Raw genomic sequence first — 20380 nt, forward strand, 5'->3', positions numbered from 1 at the left:
CCCGACGATGCACGTCGGCGCGGCGGCCCTGATCGTCCTGGTCAGCGGGCTGCTGCTGTCGATCGCGACCACGAGCGACCCGCTGTGGTGGCAGCTGCACTTCAGCCAGCTGGGGATCTTCGGCGACCTCTCGAGCGCGTTCTTCAACACCACGCTCAAGATCAGCGGGATGATCGTCGTGGTCTTCGCCTTCCGCGTCCGGCGCGATGTGCGACGCGTGGGTCGCGGTCCCGTCCGTCGCGGCGCCGCGACGGTGGCCTTCATCTGCCTGAACGTCGTGGGCGTGAATCTCGCTCTGGTGGGCTGCATTCCCCTGAACACCGACAAGGACCTTCACGACAAGGTCGCCGGCTCGATGGTCCTGGGGTTCCTCGCCCTGCTGCTGAGCGCGCCGTTCCTCTTCCACCGCCTCGGCAAGCGGATGGCGATCGGCACGGGAATCGCGACCGTCTGGCTGATCGTCTCGATCACGCTGTTCGTTTCGGCGACCATCAACCTGGCACTGTTCGAGACCATCTCGTGCGCGGCGATGTTCGCGTGGTCGGGGATGTTCACGCAGATCCTCGCGTCGGCGGCGACTGCGGCCACCTCGCACCCGACCGCCCAGACTCCCGCCGCGGCGCACCACGCCCCCCGTCGACGCCCCCGCCTCCCGCTCGCCCGGCCGACGGCCACCCGCCGACCCGCCCGCTCGGCGGCGCAGCGCGCCCCGCGCGTCGCGCCCGGTCACCCCGTCGAGGGCTCGTCGCCTCGCCCCGATCGCGCATCGACGCTCACCCCGACCGGTGACCGCCGACACTTCGGGATGAGCACCACGAGAGGGACGGGACGCCGGGTGTCGGCATCCCGCCCGTTCCGCGTCAGTGCTTCTCGCGCAGTTCTCGGCGGCTCAGGGGGTGCCCGTCGTCGGCCGTCGGCTCGACGTGCCCTGCCTCTCGCGCCGCCCGCCGCTCACGGCGCCTCTCGCTCGCTCCTTCGATGAGGTTGTAGAGCGTCGGCAGCACCAGCAGCGTCAGGAACGTCGACGACACGAGCCCGCCGATCACGACGACCGCCAGCGGCTGCGAGATGAATCCGCCGTGGCCGGTGATCCCCAGGGCCATCGGCACGAGGGCGAAGATCGCCGCGAGGGCCGTCATCAGGATGGGACGCAGGCGTCGCGCGCCTCCGACGACCGTCGCTTCGAAGACGCTCAGACCGCGGGCGCGGTACTGGTTCACGAGGTCGATGAGCACGATCGCGTTGGTCACCACGATGCCGACGAGCATCAGCGCACCGATCATGCCCGCGACACCGAGCGGCACACCGGTGATCAGCAGCATGAGGATCGCTCCGGTCGCCGCGAACGGCACCGATACGAGCAGCTCGAGCGGCTGGCGCAGCGACTTGAAGGTCGCGACCATCACGACGTAGACGATGAGGATCGCCGCGAGCAACGCGAGGCCGAGCTGGCTGAACGCGTCGCGCTGGTCGGTCACCGAACCGCCCACCTTCGCGGTGGCCCCCTGCGGCAGCGAGGTGTCGGCGAGGGCCGAGGTGACGCTGGCCGACGAACTGCCCAGGTCGTCGGTCGTCGGCGTCACCGTGATCGTGGCCGTGCGCAGCCCGCGCGAGGTCGAGATCGACGGCGGGGTCTCGCTCTGCTCGACCGTGGCGATCTGGTCGAGGCGGACGTTGCCGCGCGCGCTCGGGATCTCGAGGGCGCGCAGGTCGTCGATGGTCTTCGGCGGGTTGGCGGTGGCGACGTACACGGTCACCCCGCGTCCGTCGAGTTCCACCGTGCCCGCCTGCCGCGGCTGCTGCGTCGCCGAGACGAGCGCACCCACGGCACGTTCGGACAGTCCGCGCTCGGAGGCCGCATCGCGATCGACGCGCACGGAGATGAAGGGGAGGGATGCCGAGAGGCTGCTGGTGACCTGACCGATGCCGTCGCGCCCCTGCAGGCCCGCGACCACGGCGTCGCTCGCCTGCTGCAGCGACTGTCCGTCGGCGGCGGTGACGTCGACGGTGATGCCGGCCGAGCCGAGTCCGCCGCCGGAGGCCGCGACCTCGATCTCGCCCGCGTCGGGAAGCGCCTCGAGCTCGGTGCGGACGCGGTCGCGGAGCTCGACCTGGTCGACGCCGGAGGCGGAGGTGATCGAGTACGTGATGCCCGAGCCGCCGCCCGAGAAGGCGTCGCGCAGCGCCGACCCGCTCGAGCCGATCGAGGTCTGCACCGTCTGCACGCCGTCGGTGTCGAGCAGCACGGCCTCGACCTTCTGGGCCGCCGCGTCCTCGGCATCCAGGCTCGGGGCGGAGCCGATCTTCTGAGTGACGGTGAAGGTGTTCTGACCGGAGTCGCCGAGGAAGTCCGTCTTGAGCAGGGGGACGGACGCGAGCGTCCCGCCGAGCACGAGCACGGCCAGGGTGAGGGTGACCCACGAGTGCTTCAGCGTCCAGCGAAGGACCGGGACGTAGGCCTTCTGCAGGCGCGAGGGCGGCGCGGTCGGCGACTCGGGGTCGATCGGATTCCCCTCGGCATCGCGGATGACCTTCCCGGGCTTCAGGAACCACGACGCCAGCACGGGCACGATCGTGAGCGACACGAGCAGCGAGGCCGCCATGGCGATCGTCACGGTCAGTGAGAACGGTCGGAAGAGTTCTCCCGTCACGTCACCCACGAAGGCGATCGGGAGGAACACCGCGACGGAGGTGATGGTGGATGCCGTGATGGCGGCCGCCACCTCGCGCACCGCACGCACGATCGTGGGGATCTTGTCGGCGTCACCGACGTAGTGGCGCTTGATGTTCTCGATCACCACGATCGAGTCGTCGACGACGCGGCCGATTGCGATCGTCAGCGCGCCGAGGGTCAGGATGTTCAGCGAGTACCCGAAGGCCTGGAGCCCCACGAAGGTGATGAGGACGCTGGTGGGGATCGAGATCGCCGTCACGAGCGTCGAGCGCACCGACATGAGGAAGACGAGGATCACCACGACCGCGAAGACCAGACCGAGGAGCCCCTCCTGCGCCAGGGCCTCGATCGACTGCTGGACGAACGGCGCCTGGTCGAAGACGACGGTGAATTTGGCGCCCTGACCGAGCTGCGATTCGAGCCCCGGGAGCGCATCGAGGACGCCGCGCGAGACGTCGACGGTATTGGCGGCCGGGAGCTTGGTGACCGCGATGGTCAGGGCCGGCTGCCCGTCGACACGCGACAGCGTGGTCACGGGGTCGGGCTCGAGGGCGACCGTGGCGACATCGCTGATCTTCGTCCGCCCCGCCTGGAACTGGGCGGCGTCGGTGGGCACGAGCGGGAGGGCCGAGATCTCGTCGACGCTGGTGAGCTTCGACCCGGTCTGCACGGTGAGGGTCTGGTCGCCCTCGGTCAGGGAGCCACCCGGGAAGAGCACGCCGTTGGCATCGAGGGCGTCGGTGATCGCCTGCTGGCTGAAGCCGCGCTCGGCGAGCTTGGCGGTGTCGGGGGTGATCGTCACGCGTTGGGCGGTGCCGCCCACGATCTGCGCGCCGTTGACCCCCGCGACGTCCTCGAGGTCGGGGACCACGCTCGTCTGCAGGATCGACTGCGTCGCCTCGGCGTCGGTGAATCCCGTGACGGCGAGCTGGATGACGGGGAAGTCGTCGATGCTCGCCGACGCGACGGTGGTGTCGGCGGAGTCGGGGAGCTGGTCCTTGATGCGCGCGATCGCGGCGAGGATCTTCTGCTGCGCCCCCGCCAGGTCGGTGCCGTAGGTGAACTCCGCCGAGACGATCGAGGAGTTCGTCGTGCTCGTCGCGGTCGTGGACTCGAGTCCCTCGACACCGCGGATGGCGTTCTCGATCGGGGTCGAGACATCGGTCTCGACAACCTCGGGCGAGGCGCCCGGGTAGGTCGTGACAACGGCGAGCTGGGGGAACTCGATCGAGGGGATGAGCTCCTGCTTGAGGCTGGTGAGCGCGAGCCCGCCGAAGACCGCCGCGACGATCGTGACGAGGGCGATGAGGGCGCGGTTCTTCAGGCTCAGGACGGCCAGGTACGACACGGGGGGACCCTCCGGGTAAGTCCGATACAGGAATGTATCGAAGCTCAGTATCCCATGCGCACCCGCCCCTCGGACCGCCCGGCGGGCGGCTGCCTCAGAGCGCCGATCCGAGCGACAGACCCAGTGCCGCCGCGACGACGGACCCGACGAACGACACCACCGCGTACGACACCGCCGCGCGCGAGCGCCCCTCTTCGGCGAGCAGCGCCGTGGTCACAGCCACCGCGCTGAATGTCGTGTACCCGCCGAGCAGACCCGTCCCGAGGACCCACCGCCACGACTCGTCGGCGGGAAGGGGGGTCAGGATGCCGAGCACCAGCGCCCCGGTGAGATTCACGACCAGGATGCCCCACGGGAACCGCTCCCCCGTGCGGCGCCGCACAGCCACATCGAGCAGATAGCGCAGCGCCGCCCCCACGCCGCCGGCGAGGGCCACGGCGAGGAAGACGAGCGGTATCACGCCGCCAATCTACCCCTCGCCGCGCGAGCCCCTCACGCCTCGAGCGCCTCGACGCGACGACGCAGTTCGGATGCCTTCTCGGCGCCGATCTGCGCTTCGGCGAGCTTGAGCGCGGCGCTCGCGGTGAGCGTGCGGGCCACGAGGTAGGTGGGGCTCGCCTTGAGGTCGGGGATGACGTCGAGGATGATGCCCTCGGCATCGGGGTCGGTCATGAGCTTGCCGAGCTTGATCTTTGCCAGGTCGTAGCGAGCGGTCATCGGTCCTCCTTGAACGGGGCGCACCGTCGCGCCCTCGGCAGATTGTTGCACATATGTCCCGTTATGTCATCGATCGCTCGGGATCGCGCGAGAAAGCCCCCACGAGCGCGTAGGCCGCGCGCGCCTCGGGCGTCCAGAACGCCCCGACGTAGACGTGGAATCCCGCCCGAGCGGTCACCAGACGCACCGACGCCCGCTCGGCGCGCGCCCGTCGAGCGAAGGCGACGGCGTCGTCGAAGAAGATGTCGCGACCCCCCTGGAACACGAGGGTCGGCGGCAGCCCGGCGAGCTCCATCCGCGCGGGATTGAGCTCCGGGTCGTCGAGCCCCCGATCGCCCACCCACGCCTGCGCGCCCGCTCGAAGGCCGGGGACGCGCAGCGAGGGATCCCGCGGCATCCGACGCGCGATCCCCGGGTCGACGAGAGCGAGGTCGAGCCACGGCGAGAACAGCACGAGCCCGTCCGGTCGACGCGCGGCGCGCAGGGCGAGCCCCACCGCCACGGCCCCTCCGGCCGAGTCGCCCGCCACGAGGAGGCGGGAGGTCCCCGCCCGCGCGGCGAGACGTTCGTACTGGGCGTCGATCACGGCGAGGGTGTCGTCGGCCCGATGCTCGGGCGCCAGGGGGTAGCAGACCACCGTGATCGCCGCCCCGGTCGCCCGGGCGAGACGCTCGACGATCCACCAGTGCTCGGCGACGAGGGGATTCACCAATCCCCCACCGGGCAGGTACATCAGCTCGAGGCCCGCGGTGCGCGCCGCCGGCTCGTAGCGGTAGACGGGCAGCCCGCCCTCACGCGAGACGACGACACGGCCCGAGCGTCGCAGGCGCGCCGGCGGATCGGCCGGACGGCGGCCCGGGTCGAGCGTCTCGAGGTAGTCGTCACGAGCCAGCGCGAGGCGGATCGGCCGCGCGCTCACCCACATCGCCGCGGTCGTGAGCGTCATCGACAGCGACACCGACTACTCCCCGCGCGCGTCGGCGGCCATGTCGGCGAGCGCGTTCGTCGTCACCAAGCGGACGACAGCCGGCAGGCCCGCGGCGATCTTGCGCCCCACAAGGGGGCCGAACACCAGCGCGAGAGGACCGGAGATCTCGACGGCGTGCGTCACCGACAGCCCGTTCGGCGTCTGGCGCATGCGGTGCGGGAACGACAGCACCGCCCCCGGCAAGCCGATCCGGAAGTTCATCGCGACCCCCGGCTGCAGCTCGGTGAAGGTGAAGCGCTGCGCGGGGGTTCCGTGGTTGACCACGCGGCCCGATGCACCGACGCGCGGGGGCACGGGGAAGGTGGCCTCGCGCAGATCGGGATCGTCGACGGCCCACTCCTCGGGCGTGGTCCACCTCTTCCACACCGCGTCGGCGGTGGCGGTGGTGAGGTGCGTGTACTCGCGGCGCCAGGTCATCGGACGACTCCTGTCTGTTCGTGGTCGGTCGAGGAGGAGCTCAGGATGCCGCGGGCCTGGAGCGCCGCGCGCTCACCGGCGCGGACGGCGCCGTCCATGAATCCCGTCCAGCGATCGGCCGTCTCGGTCCCTGCCCAGAGGATCGACCCGACGGGGGCGGCCAGGGCACCGGCGTAGGGCACGACCGCTCCCGGCCCCGGGGCGGCCGTGGGGCCGCCGCCGACCCAGGGCTCGGCGCCCCAGCGCTGGTCGATGTAGCCGATGGCATCCAGCGCCCGGGGGCCGAAAAGGTCGGCGAAGGACGACAGCGCCCGCGTTGCGCGCTCGGCGGGTGCCAGCTCGTCCCACTCGCGGGCGTAGACCCCGCCGACGAAGCCGAGGAGCACGCCGGGGGCGCCGGCGTGAGCGGGACCGGCGTCGAAGGTGATGAAGACCGGGCCGGTGTCGGAGAGCCCCTGCCCCGACAGGTCGTGGTCGCGCCAGAACGGCCGCTCGTACACGGCGTAGGCCTTCGACAGCACCCCCGCCGGCCAGCGCTGGGCCATCTGGGCGTGAGAGGGGGGAAGGGCCGGCGCGAAGTCGATCCTGCCGCGCAGCGCCGGTGGCACGGCGACGACGACGGCGCGAGCGGTCACCGTCTCGTCGGCCGTCGACACGCGCACCCCCTGGGCGGCGGTCTCGATGCGTCGCACCGGAGCGCTCACCCGCAGAGCAGCCCCGAGCGCGTCGGCGAGACGCACGGCGATCGCGTGCGAGCCCTCGACGAAGTGCTCCTCTTGCGCGCCGCCCTCGGTGTCGAGCATCGACGACAGTCCACCCGCCTGGTGGATGTAGTGCAGAGCGTGCAGGAACGAGATCTCGTCGGGCTCGCACCCCCACGTCGTCCGGCCGGCGATCGCGATGAGCTCTCGCGCCGCGGGAGAAGCGTGCGAGCGGCGCAGCCACGAGCCGAGGCTCTCGGCATCCAGGTTCGCGGCCTGCGGGGCGGCGGCGGGGTTCCCCCGGGGGACGGTGCGCGCCAGGCGGTCGAGAGTGAGCTGGATCCGTCCCACGTCGAGCAGGCTCGCGCCGACCGGAGGCACCGTGCCCCGGTAGCGCCGATGCTCGCCGCGCCACCGGATGACGTTGCGACCCGCGGCGTAGGTCCGATAGCGCGAGACGCCCACTTCGTCGGCGAGCGCCAGGATGCGATCCTGGCCGGGGCCGACGAACGTCCCGCCGAGGTCGACGTGCACCCCCGCCACCTCCGCCGACGACACGCGTCCGCCCACGCGGGGCGCCGCTTCGAACACCGTCACCGTCGCGCCGAACTGGCGAAGCCGGTGAGCGGCGGTCAGGCCCGAGAGACCTGCGCCGACCACGACCACGTCGACGTCGGGGGCCGGGGCCCGGTCCGCAGAGGGCGGGGAGGCGGTCATAGGCTTACTCCGTTCCGAAGGCGACACCGACCACCCCGGTCGGCGAGGAGGACAGCGTGAGCGAGACGACGAGCCGGCCGATGCGGGCGCGCGGTCGCGCGCGTCGCGAGCTGCTGTTGGACGCCACGATCGCGATCATCGCCGAGGGGGGCATCGCGGCCGTCACGCACAGGTCGGTGGCCGCCGCGGCGGGGGTGCCGCACTCGTCGACGACGTACTTCTTCGACTCGCTCGACGACATGATCGGCGAGGCCGTCGCGCACGCGATGGCGGCCGAGCTCGAGCGGCTCGAGCAGTTCCGCTCCGTCCTCGTCTCGGGCGCGAACAGCCCCGGGGCGGCGATCGACGAGTTCGTCGAGATCGTGCGCAGCCAATCGCAGGACCACACGGTCGCGCAGTTCGAGATCTACCTCTTCGCCTCGCGTCATCCGGCCCTGCGTGTTCACGTCGAGAAGATCCTCGACGAGACGCGGGCGCTCGCGGCGGCCGTGCTGCAGACGAACGGCGTGACCGATCCGCACGCCGCCGCTGCGGTCGTCGCCCTGATCGACGGTTTCGCCCTGCATCGCATCGCCCGTTCCGAGGAGGTCCAGTTCCAGTCGCTGGCGCACGCCCTGCGTGCCGCCATCGTGGGGTTCGTGACCCTCGCCGCGACCTCTTCGCTGGGCGAGGGGGATCACTCCCCCGCTTAGTTGGCACAAACGTACAGGTTTCTTGCGCCCGTCGCCTCCTCGCAGAGTTGAATTCACATCTTTGTCACACAAAACGGTACGTGTGTGCAATAAAGTGACCCGATAGTCGATCCCATTGCCGTGATCGACAGAAGGGTTCCGCGATGCTCCGTCCCCGTCCCCAGGACCACCTGCTCCGCTGGGGCGCGCGCGCCCTCGGGTCGCTTCCGCCCGCGGCCCTCCGCGCGGTGAACGGCCGCCCCGTCGTGATCGACGGCAACACCCTGCACCCCGCCGTGCAGACGTCTCTGCGCGTGATGAATGACGCGCCCGGCGCACACTTCGAGCGGCTCCCCCTCGACGAGGCCCGCGCGCACATCGAACTCGAGGCGTGGACGTTCGCCGGGAACACGAAGCTCGCGCAGAGGGACGACATCGAGATCCCCACGCGCGCCGGGCGGGTTCCGGGACGCGTGTACCGCGCGGACCTCGACCGTGCGGCATCCGGGATCATCGTCTGCTTCCACGGCGGCGGCTGGGTACTCGGATCGGTCGACAGCGCGGATGCCATGTGCCGCACCCTCGCGAAGACCTCGGGCATGACGGTGGTGTCGGTCGGCTACCGGCTGGCCCCCGAAGCGCCGTTCCCGGCGGGGCTCCACGACAGCGTCGACGCCTTCCGGTGGGTCCGCGACAACGCCTCGCGGTTCGGCGGGACCGCTGACGCGGTCGGTGTCGGCGGCGAGAGCGCGGGCGGCAACCTCTCGGCGGTCGTGGCCTCGGTCACGCGCGACGATGCCGAGGGCGCACCGGCGTTCCAGATCCTGTTCTGTCCCGTCACCGACCTCTCGCGCAAGCACCGCTCGTACGAGCTGTTCGCCGACGGCTTCTTCCTCACGGAGGCGCAGATGGACTGGTACGCCGCGCACTACCTGAGCGGCGGCGGAAGCGCCGATGATCCGCTGGTATCGCCCCTGCGGGCCGAGGACCTCTCGGGCCTGGCCCCGGCGTACGTCGCGGTGTCGGGTTTCGACGTGCTCCGCGACGAGGGCGTCGCCTACGCCGAGCGTCTCGAGGCCGCCGGCGTCGCCACGCACCTCGTGACCCACACCGGCCAGATCCACGGGTTCTTCAACGCCTGCGGAGCGCTGCGTGACGCGCGCGACGCCGTGGCGGATGCCGGCCGGTGGGCCGTGACGACGCTCGCGGCGACGCGGACGGGCGGCATCCGGTGACCGCTGACGCGACGCCCGCCACCCTCACCGCCTACGCCGAACCCACCCGCCCCGTTCGTGCGGGCTGGATCGCGGCCTTCGCCGGGGTGTGGCTCGGACTGTGGATGGCGCAGCTCGTCCCGGTGCAGGTGCTGCTGCCCCTGCAGATCGCCGCGCAGCACGCCTCGGACGACTGGCTCGTCTCGCTCCTCACCTACGGCCTGGTCAGCGCCGTGGCGGGGACGTTCGTGGTCATCGCCTACCCGATCGTCGGTGCGCTGAGCGACCGGACCCGGTCTCGGTTCGGACGCCGTCGCCCCTGGATCCTCGGCGGTGTCGTGCTCGCGGCCGTCGGTCTCGCGCTGCTCGGCGTCCAGACCGAGTCGCTCGGCACGGTGACGATGTGGACCGCGGTGATGATGGGCTTCTGCATGGCCTCCGCCGCCCTCACCGCCGTCATGGCCGACCGCGTGCCCGCGGGGCAGCGGGGGCTCGTGTCGGGCTGGATCTCGGCACCGAACGCGATCGGCATCCTGCTGGGGATCGTGCTGGTCACCGCGGTGTTCACCACGACGGCTTCGGGCTACCTCGCGCTGGCCGTGTGCTGCGTAGGCCTGGCCGTGCCGTTCCTGCTCGTTCTGCGCGACGTTCCGCTGACGACGTCCGAGGCGGCGCTGCTGGGTCCGCTCACCGTCCGCACGATCCTCTCGTCGATCTGGGTCGACCCCCGGCGTCACCCCGACTTCGCGTGGACCGTCGCGAGCCGTGTGCTCATCAACCTCGGCAACGCGATCGCCACGACGATGCTGCTGTACTTCTTCACCTTCGCGCTGAGGGTGGCCGATCCGACCGGCTTCCTCGTCTTCACGACGGTGATCTACATGGTCGTGACGATCGTGGCATCCGTCGCCCTCGGCAAACTCAGCGACGTGGTTCAGCGCCGTCGCGTGTTCGTCCTCGCCTCGGGGGTCGCCCAAGCCGTCTCGGCCCTGCTCCTCGCCGTCGCCCCGGCCGAGTCGACCGCGGTGATCGGCGCCGTGCTGCTCGGGCTCGGTCAGGGGTGCTTCTTCGCCGTCGACCAGGCCCTGGCCACGCAGGTGCTGCCCTCGGCCGAGACGCGCGGCAAGGACGTCGGGATCATGAATATCGCCCTCGCCGGCCCGCAGGCGTTCGGTCCCCTGCTCGGGGCGGGGGCCGTGGTGCTGTTCGGCGGGTTCTCGGGGCTGTTCCTCGCGAGCGGGCTGGCGGGCCTGCTCGGCTCGGTCATCATCATGCGGGTGCGCTCGGTGCGGTGATCGTCGACGGATGCCGGGAGCCCGCGGCATCCGCGCCGTTCCGGCTCAGCCGTAGAGCAGCCGGATGATGCGCTCGACGAGACGGTCGACCTTCGCGGTGCGCCGCATCGTGGTCAACGTCAGCAGCGGGAAGCGCTGACGGGTCAGCGCCTTCGGGTACGCGAACTCACGCAGACCGTCCGCCCCGTGGATGCGCCCGAATCCGGAATCGCCCACCCCGCCGAAGGGGAGGGCGGGGACCGCGGCGAACGAGATGACCGAGTTGATCGCGATCATGCCTCCGCGCAGGCGCAGGGCGAGCTCGCTCCCCCGCCTCCGAGAGAACACCGAGCCCGACAGTCCGTACCGCACGGCGTTGGCCTTCTCGACGGCCTCGTCCATGGATGCCACGCGGTTGACGACCAGGGTCGGGCCGAAGGTCTCTTCGCGCACGGCGTCCGCCTTCTCGTCGACGTCGGTGAGGAGGACGGGTTGCAGGGTGACCCCGGGCGCCGGGGCCGATCCGACGCGCGCCCTCGCGCCCCGCGCGAGCGCGTCGGCGACGTGCGCCCGGACCACGTCGGCCTGGCGCGGCATGGTGAGCGGACCGAGCGTCGCGGCGTCGTCGGCGCCGGCGCGGAGCTCGCGCGTGCGCTCGGCGACGGCCTCGACGAAGCGGTCGTAGATCTTCGCGTGCGCGTAGACGCGCTCGATGCCGATGCAGGTCTGACCCGCGTTCGAGTACGCGCCCCAGACGGCCGCCTCGGCCGCGGCCGCGAGATCGGCGTCCTCGTCGACGAGGAGGGCGTCTTTGCCGCCCGCCTCGATCACGACCGGGGTGAGGCTCTCGGCGCACGCGGCCATGACGGCCTTGCCCGTCGCGGTCGATCCGGTGAAGGCCACCTTGTCGACACCCGCGCGACAGAGGGCGGCGCCGGTGGGCCCGAGACCGGTCACCACGGCGAAGACATCGGCCGACCCGCCCGCGCGCACGAAGGAGCGCTGCAGCCACACGCCCACGCCGGGGGTGTACTCGCTGGGCTTGAACACCACGGCGTTGCCCGCGGCGAGCGCGTACGCGATCGAGCCCATGGGCGTGAAGACCGGGTAGTTCCACGGGCCGATGACCCCGACCACGCCGTACGGGGTGTAGCCGACGCTCGCCGACTGGTTGAGCATCAGTACCCCCGCGCCCACGCGACGCCGACGCAGGACCGGGCGCGCGTGGGTCGCCGCCCAGGCCAGATGGTCGAGGGCGAGCATGATCTCGAGCCGGGCGTCGCCACGGGGCTTGCCGGTCTCGGCGCGCACCACGGCGATGAGGTCGTCGAGGTGCGCCACGATGTCGCGCCGCCAGGCCTGCAGCGCGCGCCGCCGCCCCTCGAAACCGAGGGACCGCCACTCGCGCGCCGCGCGCCGCGCGCGGTCCACCGCCGACACCACCTCGGCGGGGCCCCGCACCGGGAAGGTGTCGACGACCCGCCCATCGAGAGGGCTCAGCGAGTCGAAGGTGTCGGTGGTCACGGCATCCATGTCACGCTCCGTGCTTCTGTCCGTACCCGGTCGAGACCGCGGCGGTGAGCACCGCGGCCTGCTGCTCGGGGCTGAGTTCGGCGGGCACCGCCACCGCTCGCGCGCGCAGGTAGATGTCGCACGCCCACTCGAGCAGGGCGGTGTTCGTCACCGCGTCGGCGAGGTCTCGGCCCGTGGTGACGGCGCCGTGGTGGGCGAGAATCGCGGCATTGGCTGCGGCGAGGGCGTCGCCCGTGGCCGCGGCGAGCTCGGCCGAGCCGAAGACCGAGAAGGGCACCACCTCGATCTCGCCCCCGAGGGCGAGCTGTTGGTAGTGCACGCAGGGCAGTCGGTCCGAGACGAGTGAGAGGGCGATCGCCGCGGGGGCGTGCGTGTGCACGACGGCCCCGACGGCCTCGTCGGCGTAGGCCGCGCGGTGCAGGTCGAGCTCGGAGCTCGGGGCGAGCGCCCCCTCGACGACTCTCTTCTCGCCGTCGACGATCACGACGTCGTCGGCGACCGCCTCGGCGAAGACCACTCCGGTCGCCGTGATCGCGATGCCCCCGTCCACGCGCACGCTGACGTTGCCCGCTGTCCCCTTGACCAGGCCCTGCGCGGCGAGAGAACGGCAGGCGTCCGCCACGGCTTCTCGCACACCGCTCGCGATCACAGCACTCCCGCCGAGAGCAGAGCATCGATGGATGCCGCGTCGTACGCGCCGTGATCGGTACCCACGCCGGCGACGACCTGTGCGGCGGTGGCCGATCCGAAGCGCGCGGCGTCGCGCGAGGACCACCCGCGGAGTTTGGCGAAGACGAAGCCGGCCGAGAAGGCGTCTCCGCCGCCGCTGGTGTCGACCGGTTCCGCGGGCACGATGGGGACGAACTCGAGGTCGCCGCCGTCGACCACCACGATGTCGTCGCCGCCGTTGGTGCACGCGACGACCGCTGCTCCCGCCGCGTGCAGGGCGCGGGCGGCGGCGGGCAGGTCGTCGGCGCCGGTCCAGCCGATGGCCTGCTCGGCGTTGGGGAGCACGTAGTCGGTGTGCGCGAGCAGGGGCTCGATGAGCGCGTAGAACGCGGGGTCGCCGCCGATGAGGAAGTCGAGCGACGTCGTCGCTCCGTGCCGACGGGCGTACTCCAGGATCTCGATGACGTTCTCGGGACCGAGCAGCTCGGGCGCTCCGACGTGGACGTGGTCGGCGGCGGCGAGCGCGTCCCAGGGCACGACGTCGGCGGCGAGCGCGTTGGCCCCGACCACGTGGAGCGCCGGTCGCGACCCGTCGGAGCGGATGGGGAGGACGGATGCCGAGGTCGGCAGTTCGTCGGTGCGCAGGTTCGACACGTCGATGCCGGCGTCGCCGAGCAGGCCGACCAGCACGCGTCCGGCGACGTCGTCGCCCACGGCCCCGCTCGTGACCACGCGCGCGCCGAGCTTGTTGAGCACGAGCGCGGTGCCGCCGGCGGGTCCCGCTGCGGACATCACGATCTCGTCGACGAGGAGCGAGCCCTGCCCCTCGGGGATCTCATCGACGGGCTGGACGATCGTGTCGAGCACGTGGGCTCCGAGCGTGACGATCGAGGGGGCGGCGTTCATCGTCGAACCTCCGGGTCGGGTGACCGGCGCGGCGAACCCACGACGGTAAGTGGCACATTTGTACCACTTTCTCGCCGGGTTCGACAAGCGTCAGCGCGAAGCCCGCCCACCACGGCCGAGGAGTACGCCGCCCCAGGCCGCCGCCGTCCCGACGACGACCGTCGCCACCCCCCACCAGAGCAGGCCGAGGTCGGCCGACTCGACGGCGAGCGAGCTGTAGGTGGTGAACCCGCCCAGGATGCCGGTCCCGATGAACAGCTGCACGCGCTGCGCACGCGAGGATTCCGGCATCCGTGCTCTCCAGCCGTACAGGATGCCGATCGCGAACGCCCCGACGACGTTGATCAGCGGCACGAGGGCCGGGCCCAGGTCTTCGCCGAGCGCCAGGGTGAGACCGGCGCGTACGGCCGTACCGATCGCGCCGCCGACGGCGACGAGGCCCACATCCCGCCACATGCTCACCGCGCCACCTTACGCCCGCGGCCCCCGCCGACTCGGCGAGGTCACGCGCGGTCGACCCACCCCTGCGGGACCCTCGCCTCGAGCCAGGCGACGAGATCGGGGAAGTCGTCGTAGACGCTCATCACCGTGAACAGCGTGCGGCCCCGCGCGTCCGCGCCCCGGAGCCGTCCGCCCGACAGCCACGAGAGCGACACGATCTCGGATGCCGCGACCACCCGCGACCGACGGAGCCCCGGGCGGACGACCAGGTGATCGTCGAAGCCGACGATGCGCGCGCGCCCGACCGAAAGAGCCCACACGAAGATGACCGCACCGAGAACGCCGAGGGTGCTCAGCCACACGGTGACCCCGACGGCGGCGAGCGGGCCGCCCTCGATGACCTCTCCGATCGCGAGGACGATGGCGCCCGCCAGGAAGACCAGACCGGTGCCGCGCGCGATCAGATGCTGCGAGGGGGCGCGTTCGACGACGAAGAGAGGCCGAGGGGCGCCGTCGTCCGCGGGGGGATCGCTCTCGGCGGGAAGGGGGTGGGGCGCGAGCGCCGGCCGGTTCTCGATGCGCCGACGGAAGATCAGGTACCCCACCGCGGCGAGCACGCCCACGGCTCCCACGACCGCGAGCCACGCCATGTTCAGCACGAAGGCCGTCGGGATGGACAACAGCGAGTACGTGAAGACCGCCAGGATCGCCGTCTCGCGCTGCCGACGTCTCTTCCACGTCGCTTTCCAGCCGTTCGGAGCCGCGCTCTTCGACATCGTCCGGGCGGTCTCGAGCAGCTGCGGGTCCGCGGCCGCTCGGGCGACCTCTTCGTCGGACCACTCGTCGCGGCGCCATCCGCGTGGACGAGCGGATTCATCCATCGCCGCGCGGAGCAGGTTGCGGAAGGCGTCGTCCTGCCGGAACCCCCGCCGGAGTGCCCCCCGCGATGCGACCGTCGGGCGGAACAGCTCCTGCGCGCCGGGGACCAGCTCGTACAGCGCGCGAGCTTCGGGCGAGAGAAGCCCGTACAGACGCGTGGGGGATTCGCCAGGGTCACCGACGCCGGTCTTCCGGAGGGATCCGCGGGACGCGTCCGAGGGCGAGAGGTCGTCCGTCACGCGTCGATCCTCTCAGTCCGTCGTCGCGATCGCCCGCGCTCCCGGCCGCCTTGACAGACCGGGAGCGCGGGCGGAGAGCTCCCGGCTCAGCCCGCCGCCGTGTTGTAGGCGGCGATCTGCGACGCGGCCTTCGTCTCGGCATCCGACATGGTCGAGGTCACGTCGGCACCCTCGGCGACCTGGGTGAACGCCCCGATGACGGTCGATCGCAGCGAGGGGAAAGCGCCCGTGCGGCAGCCCGCCGCGGCGTTCGACGCCGGAGTGTTCGCGAGCTGGTCGGCCATGGCCTTGACGTTCGGATCGGCGAGCGAGGCCGCGCCGGTCGCGGTGGAGGCCGCCTCCGTGTTCGACGCGAGGTACCCGGTGGCATTCGCCCACGCCGCCTGCACCTCGGCCGAGTGCAGGAAGCTCACGAAGGCGTAGGCCGCGCGCTGCTGCGCGTCGGAGTGCCCGTCACCCGAGATCCAGAGCGCGTTGCCGCCGATGACCACGCCCGCGTCGTCGGACTCGGCGGTGGAGGGGAAGGCAGCGACCGTCGACGCGGCCTTCTTCGGATCGGCCGTCGTGTAGGCGCCGGTGGAGGTGAGCATGATGCCCACCTTGCCGCTCGCGAAGGCCGAGACCATCGCGCTGTTGTCGGTGCCGGGGTTGAGCATCGAGCCGTCCTGGAACAGCTTCTGCAGTCGCTCCATGAAGCCCACCTGCGTCGGCGAGGTGAGCTGCAGTCCGGTGACGCGGTCGGAGCCGCGACCGTTGTCGGGGGTGCAGAAGTCCACCCCGCCCGCGGCCGACATCTGCTCGATCATCCACGAGTCCGACATGTTCATCGTCAGGCCCGAGGCGCCGGTCGCCGCGTGGATCTTCTCGGCCCACGAGGCCACCTCGGCGAGCGTGCGCGGCGGGGAGTCGGGATCCAGCCCCGAGCGCGTCACGAGGTCGCGGTCGAGGTACATGACCGGCTGCGACACGGCGAACGGCATGGCGGCGAGCCCGCCCGCGCCATCGCCGTAGTAGGCACTGACCGCCGGGGGGAAGCTGTCGAGCGAGAACGAGGTGTCGCTCGCGGTGAAGGTCGAGAGGGGGACGGTCTTCTTCGAGTCGACCATGAAGCCCGTCGAGATGTCGTTCATCATCAGCAGGTCGGGCGTCGTGCCCGACTGCACGGCGGCGGTGTATTTCGTCTGGGCGTCAGCGTACGACCCCTGGAACGAGGACTCGACGGTGATCTCGCCGTCATGTTCGCTGTTGAACTGCGACACGAGGGCGTCGAGCTCGGTCGCCGCCGGTCCGCTCATCTCGTGCCAGAACTGCAGGGTCACGGGGCCGGAGTCGGCTCCGGGAGAGGATCCGGATGCCGTGCACCCGGCGAGGGCGAGGAGGAGGGCGGCTCCCGCGGCGGTCGCCGCGATCGTGGTGCGGGGGCGCAGAGACATGGGCTCGGGTTTCTTTCTGTCGGGTCTTATTTGAGGGCGCCGGCGGTGATCCCACCGGCGAGGAAGCGCTGCGCGAGCAGCACCAGGACAAGAACGGGGAGGGTGACCATGGCCGCACCGGCGAGGATGACGCCGACGTCGGCGGCCTCGGCGCTGGACAGCTGGGCGATGCCGACCTGCACCGTGCGGTTCTCGGGCGAGTTGGTCACGAGCAGCGGCCAGAAGAACCCGTTCCACGCGGCGGTCGCGCTCACGAGGGTCACCGAGATGAGGGTCGGCTGCACGATCGGCAGCAGCATCGACCGGATGAAGCGGACATGCCCGGCACCGTCCAGGAGGGCGGCGTCGCGCAGCTCTCCCGGGAAGCTGAGGAACGCCTGCCGGAACAGGAAGATGCTCAGCGCCGAGGCCAGGAACGGCAGGAACACCGCCGGCAGGGTGTCGATCAGTCGCCACGACGAGATCGTCAGATAGTTGGCGATGAGGATCGTCTCGCCCGGCACCATCATGCTCGACAGGATCAGCAGGAAGAGGGCACGCGTGCCCCGCAGCCCGCAGAAGACGAGAGCGTAGGCGGTGGCGACGCCGATGGCGACCTGGAAGAAGGTCTGCACCAGCGTCACCACGACGCTGTTGAGGAACTGGTGGCCGAGCGGGATGACCTGAGTGGCGCGGATCACGTTGTCGAGCGTCAGGTGGATGGGCAGGAGACCTTCGAGACCCTCGTCGAGCCAGGCGGTCGGCGTGAGCGCGCCCTCGAAGATGTAATAGAGCGGGAAGCACACGACGATCACCGCGATGACGAGCCAGAGGTAGAGCAGGGCGCTTCGCACGCGAGCCCGGGCGGACAGGGACCGCGCCATCAGTAATTCACCCGCTTCTCGAGCACGCCGAACTGCACGAGCGAGAGGCCGAGCACGAGCAGGAACAGCACGACTCCCACCGCCGCGGCGATGCCGAAGTTGGCGCTCCCCGCCCCGAACGCCGCTTGATAGATCGTGTAGACCAGCGTCGTCGTCGAGTTCGCCGGGCCTCCGCCGGTGAGGATCTGGATCTGCCCGAACGTCGTGAGCGCCTCGACGGCACCGGTTACCACGATGAAGAACAGGGTCGGCGTGATCAACGGCAGCGAGATCGACCACAGCGTGCGCAACGGCCCCGCCCCGTCGAGGTGCGCCGCCTCGATCACGTCGGGATCGATGGCGCCGAACGCCCCGAGCAGCAGCAGCACCGTGAAGCCGAGCGAGCCCCACACCGTGACGGCGATCACGCTCGGCATGGCCCACTGGGTGCTGGTCAACCACGGCACGGGAATCCCCCCGAAGCGCGCGATGACGGAGTTCACCAGTCCGCCGGCCGGAGCGAGCATCGCGGCGAACGCGACCGAGGCCACCGAGACCGAGGCCACGAGGGGTGAGGTCAGCAGGGCACGGAAGATGCGGATGCCGCGGAGCTTCGCGGTCAGCGGGATGACGATGAGCAGCCCGACGACGATCCGACCGACGACGACCGCGACGCAGAAGACGGCCGTGCGCCACAGCGTGTCGGCGAACTGCGGGTCGGTGAAGATCGTCGCGAAGTTCTTCGTTCCCACGAACCCGGCGGCCTGGCCGAAGATGTCGGTCCCCTGCGTGCTGAGCCAGACGACCTTGCCGAGGGGGTAGAAGACGAAGACGGCGAAGACCGCGAGCGCGGGGACCATCAGGGTGGCGCCCACGCGTCGGTCGGCGCGCCGCCAGGCCAGGGTCGAGGCCGGCCGACGGCGGTCGGCGAGCGTCGGCCGGCGGTCGAGTGTCGAGAGCGACATCGGCTACCTTTCCGTCATAGGGAACGTTCCCTTTTCTGATGACGGACTCACTCTGCGACACCACGAGAGACGGGGTCAAGGCGACCGGCGAGCGGTCGCCGAGCGTTCACGCGGCGTTCACGAGCACCTGAATCAATCCCCCTGACCCCGAGGAGAACCATGACCACGCACCCCTCCCCCGACGACCTTCGCTCCCTGGCCGAGACGGCCGCGCGAACCGCCGCGCCGGCCCTGCTCGCCGCTTTCCGCTCCGACATGAGCGTGTCGTTCAAGCGCGACGTGCACGACGTCGTGACGATCCACGACCGAGCAGCCGAGGCCACCATCGCCGGGATCCTCCAGAAGGGCGCACCCGGCTCGGTCATCCTGGGCGAAGAGACCGGCAGCTCGGGCGAGGCCCCCCTGCGCTGGATCATCGACCCGATCGACGGCACCGCCAACTTCGCACGCGGTCTCGCCTACTGGTGCATCTCGATCGCCGCCGAGCTCGACGGAGAAGTCGTCGCGGGCGTCGTGTTCGACCCCGTCGCCGACAACATGTTCTCGGCGGGCGCCGAGCTCGCCCGCCTGAACGGAGCACCGATTCGATCGACGTCCGGCCCCGCCGAGCTCTCGACCCTGCTCACGAGCTTCCCCGGGCAACACGACGTCGACCTGCTCGGCGAGGGCGCCTTCGACCTGCTCGCCGAGATCACGCGCACGTACCAGCACCACCACAGCACGGGCAGCGGAGCCCTGAACCTCGCTCATGTCGCAGCCGGATGGGCGGATGCCACGATGGGCTTCGACACCCACCCCTGGGACGTGGCCGCCGGAGCCCACATCCTCCAGCGGGCCGGCGGCACGTACACGGGATTCCGCTCCGGCGTCGAGGTCGCCCGCGCCCACGAGAGCCTCGACTACGTCGCCGAGGGAGCGGGCGGAGAGCACGGAGTGCTCATCCGGCACCTGCGGGCCCTCTCCGGGCAGTGGATGCCGGCCGGGCAGTGAGAGAGTCCGGATGCCGCGACCGTGCGGCATCCGGACTCTTCGGATCGGGCTACGCGCCGGCGAGAGCCCAGGTGCGCACGTGCTCCCACGTCATCGTCTGCCACCAGCGTCCCGACCAGTCGGGGCTCGAGGTGCGGTACATCACCACCGTGCGTCCCGAGAAGCCGCCGGGCACGGGGACGGCGAGCTCTCGGATGAACTCCCCCACCTCCTCGTAGAGATCGGGACGCACGTACAGGTCGTGCGAGGCGAGCGAGAGGTGCCCGCGGTAGAGCTCGGGGACGAAGTCGTTGGGCAGGGGATTGTTCATCGGGGAGCGGAACGGGGCGACCGTCGCCTCGATGTCACGGGCCAGGCCCACCAGGTCGTCGTTGACCGAGCCGTCGGGGTTCTCGCTCACGTCGTAGACGTAGCCCCGACCCTGCGCCCGGACGCCGGCATTGTGCACGGGAAAGGCCGCGCGGCCATCGAGCAGGTCGGTCAGCGCGCCGACGACCGCGGGCTCCGAGAACCCGAACGGCTGGCTGCCCACGAGGGTGGCGTGCGGCGGGAACGCGCCCGCGGAGAGCAAGCCGTACTGCGCGCGCAGCTGGTCGGTCACCGCGGTCACCGCGCGGCAGGTCTGCGCGTCGGGGCGCAGGTAGATGCCGTAGCGGAAGGGATCGCTGTCGTCTCGGGGCAGCTTGTGGGCGATGTGGTCGTTCATGCGGTCTCTCCGTGGTGCCGATAGGGAACGTTCCCTATTGTGCGCGGAACGGGTGC

At 71.2% G+C, this 20380-nt stretch carries 19 protein-coding genes and 1 pseudogene; 5 read left to right on the forward strand and 15 right to left on the reverse strand.

Annotation, left to right across the window (positions count from 1 at the left end; genetic code table 11):
- Positions 1–7 precede the first annotated feature (7 nt).
- A pseudogene (locus tag QBE02_RS08880) lies at positions 8–541 on the forward strand (DUF998 domain-containing protein); the annotation flags it as partial.
- Between the two features lie 319 nt (positions 542–860).
- Here QBE02_RS08880 and QBE02_RS08885 read toward each other — a convergent pair.
- The 6 genes from QBE02_RS08885 to QBE02_RS08910 form a co-directional block, all read right to left on the reverse strand.
- On the reverse strand, positions 861–4022 hold the full coding sequence (locus QBE02_RS08885) for an efflux RND transporter permease subunit (protein WP_279365404.1): 3162 nt from the start codon (positions 4020–4022) through the stop codon (positions 861–863).
- 94 nt (positions 4023–4116) lie between these two features.
- The gene (crcB, locus tag QBE02_RS08890) at positions 4117–4482 is read right to left on the reverse strand and encodes a fluoride efflux transporter CrcB (protein WP_279365406.1); all 366 of its coding nucleotides are present in this window, start codon (positions 4480–4482) and stop codon (positions 4117–4119) included.
- A 32-nt stretch (positions 4483–4514) separates the two neighbouring features.
- Positions 4515–4739 (reverse strand): hypothetical protein, encoded by a 225-nt coding sequence (locus QBE02_RS08895; protein WP_074696036.1) that lies wholly within the window; start codon positions 4737–4739, stop codon positions 4515–4517.
- 61 nt (positions 4740–4800) lie between these two features.
- The gene (locus QBE02_RS08900) at positions 4801–5697 is read right to left on the reverse strand and encodes an alpha/beta hydrolase fold domain-containing protein (protein ID WP_279365407.1); all 897 of its coding nucleotides are present in this window, start codon (positions 5695–5697) and stop codon (positions 4801–4803) included.
- Positions 5698–5700: 3 nt separating this feature from the next.
- Positions 5701–6144, reverse strand: a complete 444-nt coding sequence (locus QBE02_RS08905; RefSeq protein WP_279365408.1) for a hypothetical protein — start codon at positions 6142–6144, stop codon at positions 5701–5703.
- Positions 6141–7562, reverse strand: a complete 1422-nt coding sequence (locus QBE02_RS08910) for a flavin monoamine oxidase family protein (protein WP_279365409.1) — start codon at positions 7560–7562, stop codon at positions 6141–6143. The genes QBE02_RS08905 and QBE02_RS08910 overlap by 4 nt, the downstream gene beginning before the upstream one ends.
- A gap of 56 nt (positions 7563–7618) precedes the next feature.
- Between QBE02_RS08910 and QBE02_RS08915 the strand changes: the two genes are divergently transcribed.
- The 3 genes from QBE02_RS08915 to QBE02_RS08925 all read left to right on the forward strand — a co-directional run bounded on the left by QBE02_RS08915 (position 7619) and on the right by QBE02_RS08925 (position 10742).
- Complete coding sequence (locus QBE02_RS08915; RefSeq protein WP_218026333.1) at positions 7619–8254, forward strand: TetR/AcrR family transcriptional regulator; 636 nt, start codon at positions 7619–7621, stop codon at positions 8252–8254.
- Positions 8255–8397: 143 nt separating this feature from the next.
- Positions 8398–9468 carry an alpha/beta hydrolase gene (locus QBE02_RS08920; RefSeq protein ID WP_279365410.1) on the forward strand — a complete coding sequence of 357 codons (1071 nt, stop codon included), beginning with the start codon at positions 8398–8400 and terminating at the stop codon, positions 9466–9468.
- Positions 9420–10742: an MFS transporter gene (locus tag QBE02_RS08925; RefSeq protein ID WP_258027876.1), complete on the forward strand. Its 1323-nt coding sequence runs from the start codon at positions 9420–9422 to the stop codon at positions 10740–10742. Before QBE02_RS08920 ends, QBE02_RS08925 begins: the two co-directional genes overlap by 49 nt.
- Before the next feature lie 45 nt (positions 10743–10787).
- Here QBE02_RS08925 and QBE02_RS08930 read toward each other — a convergent pair whose 3' ends face one another.
- The 8 genes from QBE02_RS08930 to QBE02_RS08965 form a co-directional block, all read right to left on the reverse strand.
- On the reverse strand, positions 10788–12254 hold the full coding sequence (locus QBE02_RS08930) for an aldehyde dehydrogenase family protein (RefSeq protein ID WP_279365411.1): 1467 nt from the start codon (positions 12252–12254) through the stop codon (positions 10788–10790).
- Between the two features lies 1 nt (position 12255).
- Entirely contained in the window at positions 12256–12876 is a 621-nt protein-coding gene (locus tag QBE02_RS08935) for a class II aldolase/adducin family protein (protein ID WP_279365412.1), read from the reverse strand.
- 23 nt (positions 12877–12899) lie between these two features.
- Positions 12900–13829: a carbohydrate kinase family protein gene (locus QBE02_RS08940; protein ID WP_279365413.1), complete on the reverse strand. Its 930-nt coding sequence runs from the start codon at positions 13827–13829 to the stop codon at positions 12900–12902.
- A 90-nt stretch (positions 13830–13919) separates the two neighbouring features.
- Entirely contained in the window at positions 13920–14285 is a 366-nt protein-coding gene (locus QBE02_RS08945; protein ID WP_074696312.1) for a fluoride efflux transporter FluC, read from the reverse strand.
- Positions 14286–14332: 47 nt separating this feature from the next.
- On the reverse strand, positions 14333–15388 hold the full coding sequence (locus QBE02_RS08950) for a hypothetical protein (RefSeq protein WP_279365414.1): 1056 nt from the start codon (positions 15386–15388) through the stop codon (positions 14333–14335).
- Between the two features lie 86 nt (positions 15389–15474).
- Complete coding sequence (locus tag QBE02_RS08955; protein WP_279365415.1) at positions 15475–16821, reverse strand: ABC transporter substrate-binding protein; 1347 nt, start codon at positions 16819–16821, stop codon at positions 15475–15477.
- Positions 16822–16847: 26 nt separating this feature from the next.
- Complete coding sequence (locus QBE02_RS08960; RefSeq protein ID WP_279365416.1) at positions 16848–17684, reverse strand: carbohydrate ABC transporter permease; 837 nt, start codon at positions 17682–17684, stop codon at positions 16848–16850.
- A complete protein-coding gene (locus QBE02_RS08965; RefSeq protein WP_279365417.1) occupies positions 17684–18628 on the reverse strand; it encodes a carbohydrate ABC transporter permease in 945 nt (314 codons plus the stop codon). Before QBE02_RS08965 ends, QBE02_RS08960 begins: the two co-directional genes overlap by 1 nt.
- Before the next feature lie 159 nt (positions 18629–18787).
- On the opposite strand from QBE02_RS08965, the gene QBE02_RS08970 reads away from it, so the two are divergent.
- Positions 18788–19618 carry an inositol monophosphatase family protein gene (locus QBE02_RS08970; RefSeq protein WP_279365418.1) on the forward strand — a complete coding sequence of 277 codons (831 nt, stop codon included), beginning with the start codon at positions 18788–18790 and terminating at the stop codon, positions 19616–19618.
- 49 nt (positions 19619–19667) lie between these two features.
- On the opposite strand, the gene QBE02_RS08975 is transcribed toward QBE02_RS08970, so the two are convergent.
- On the reverse strand, positions 19668–20324 hold the full coding sequence (locus QBE02_RS08975) for a heme utilization protein (RefSeq protein WP_279365419.1): 657 nt from the start codon (positions 20322–20324) through the stop codon (positions 19668–19670).
- Between the last annotated feature and the right edge of the window lie 56 nt (positions 20325–20380).

The organism is Microbacterium testaceum (genome assembly GCF_029761935.1).
Classification (GTDB): domain Bacteria; phylum Actinomycetota; class Actinomycetes; order Actinomycetales; family Microbacteriaceae; genus Microbacterium; species Microbacterium testaceum_A.

Coding starts and splice junctions, on each gene's coding strand:
- QBE02_RS08910 (WP_279365409.1), bottom strand. CDS start 7,562: ATGACCGCCTCCCCGCCCTCTGCGGACCGGGCCCCGGCCCCCGACGTC.
- QBE02_RS08930 (WP_279365411.1), bottom strand. CDS start 12,254: ATGGATGCCGTGACCACCGACACCTTCGACTCGCTGAGCCCTCTCGAT.
- QBE02_RS08945 (WP_074696312.1), bottom strand. CDS start 14,285: ATGTGGCGGGATGTGGGCCTCGTCGCCGTCGGCGGCGCGATCGGTACG.
- QBE02_RS08955 (WP_279365415.1), bottom strand. CDS start 16,821: ATGTCTCTGCGCCCCCGCACCACGATCGCGGCGACCGCCGCGGGAGCC.
- QBE02_RS08970 (WP_279365418.1), top strand. CDS start 18,788: ATGACCACGCACCCCTCCCCCGACGACCTTCGCTCCCTGGCCGAGACG.
- QBE02_RS08895 (WP_074696036.1), bottom strand. CDS start 4,739: ATGACCGCTCGCTACGACCTGGCAAAGATCAAGCTCGGCAAGCTCATG.
- QBE02_RS08975 (WP_279365419.1), bottom strand. CDS start 20,324: ATGAACGACCACATCGCCCACAAGCTGCCCCGAGACGACAGCGATCCC.
- QBE02_RS08940 (WP_279365413.1), bottom strand. CDS start 13,829: ATGAACGCCGCCCCCTCGATCGTCACGCTCGGAGCCCACGTGCTCGAC.
- QBE02_RS08960 (WP_279365416.1), bottom strand. CDS start 17,684: ATGGCGCGGTCCCTGTCCGCCCGGGCTCGCGTGCGAAGCGCCCTGCTC.
- QBE02_RS08905 (WP_279365408.1), bottom strand. CDS start 6,144: ATGACCTGGCGCCGCGAGTACACGCACCTCACCACCGCCACCGCCGAC.
- QBE02_RS08965 (WP_279365417.1), bottom strand. CDS start 18,628: ATGTCGCTCTCGACACTCGACCGCCGGCCGACGCTCGCCGACCGCCGT.
- QBE02_RS08920 (WP_279365410.1), top strand. CDS start 8,398: ATGCTCCGTCCCCGTCCCCAGGACCACCTGCTCCGCTGGGGCGCGCGC.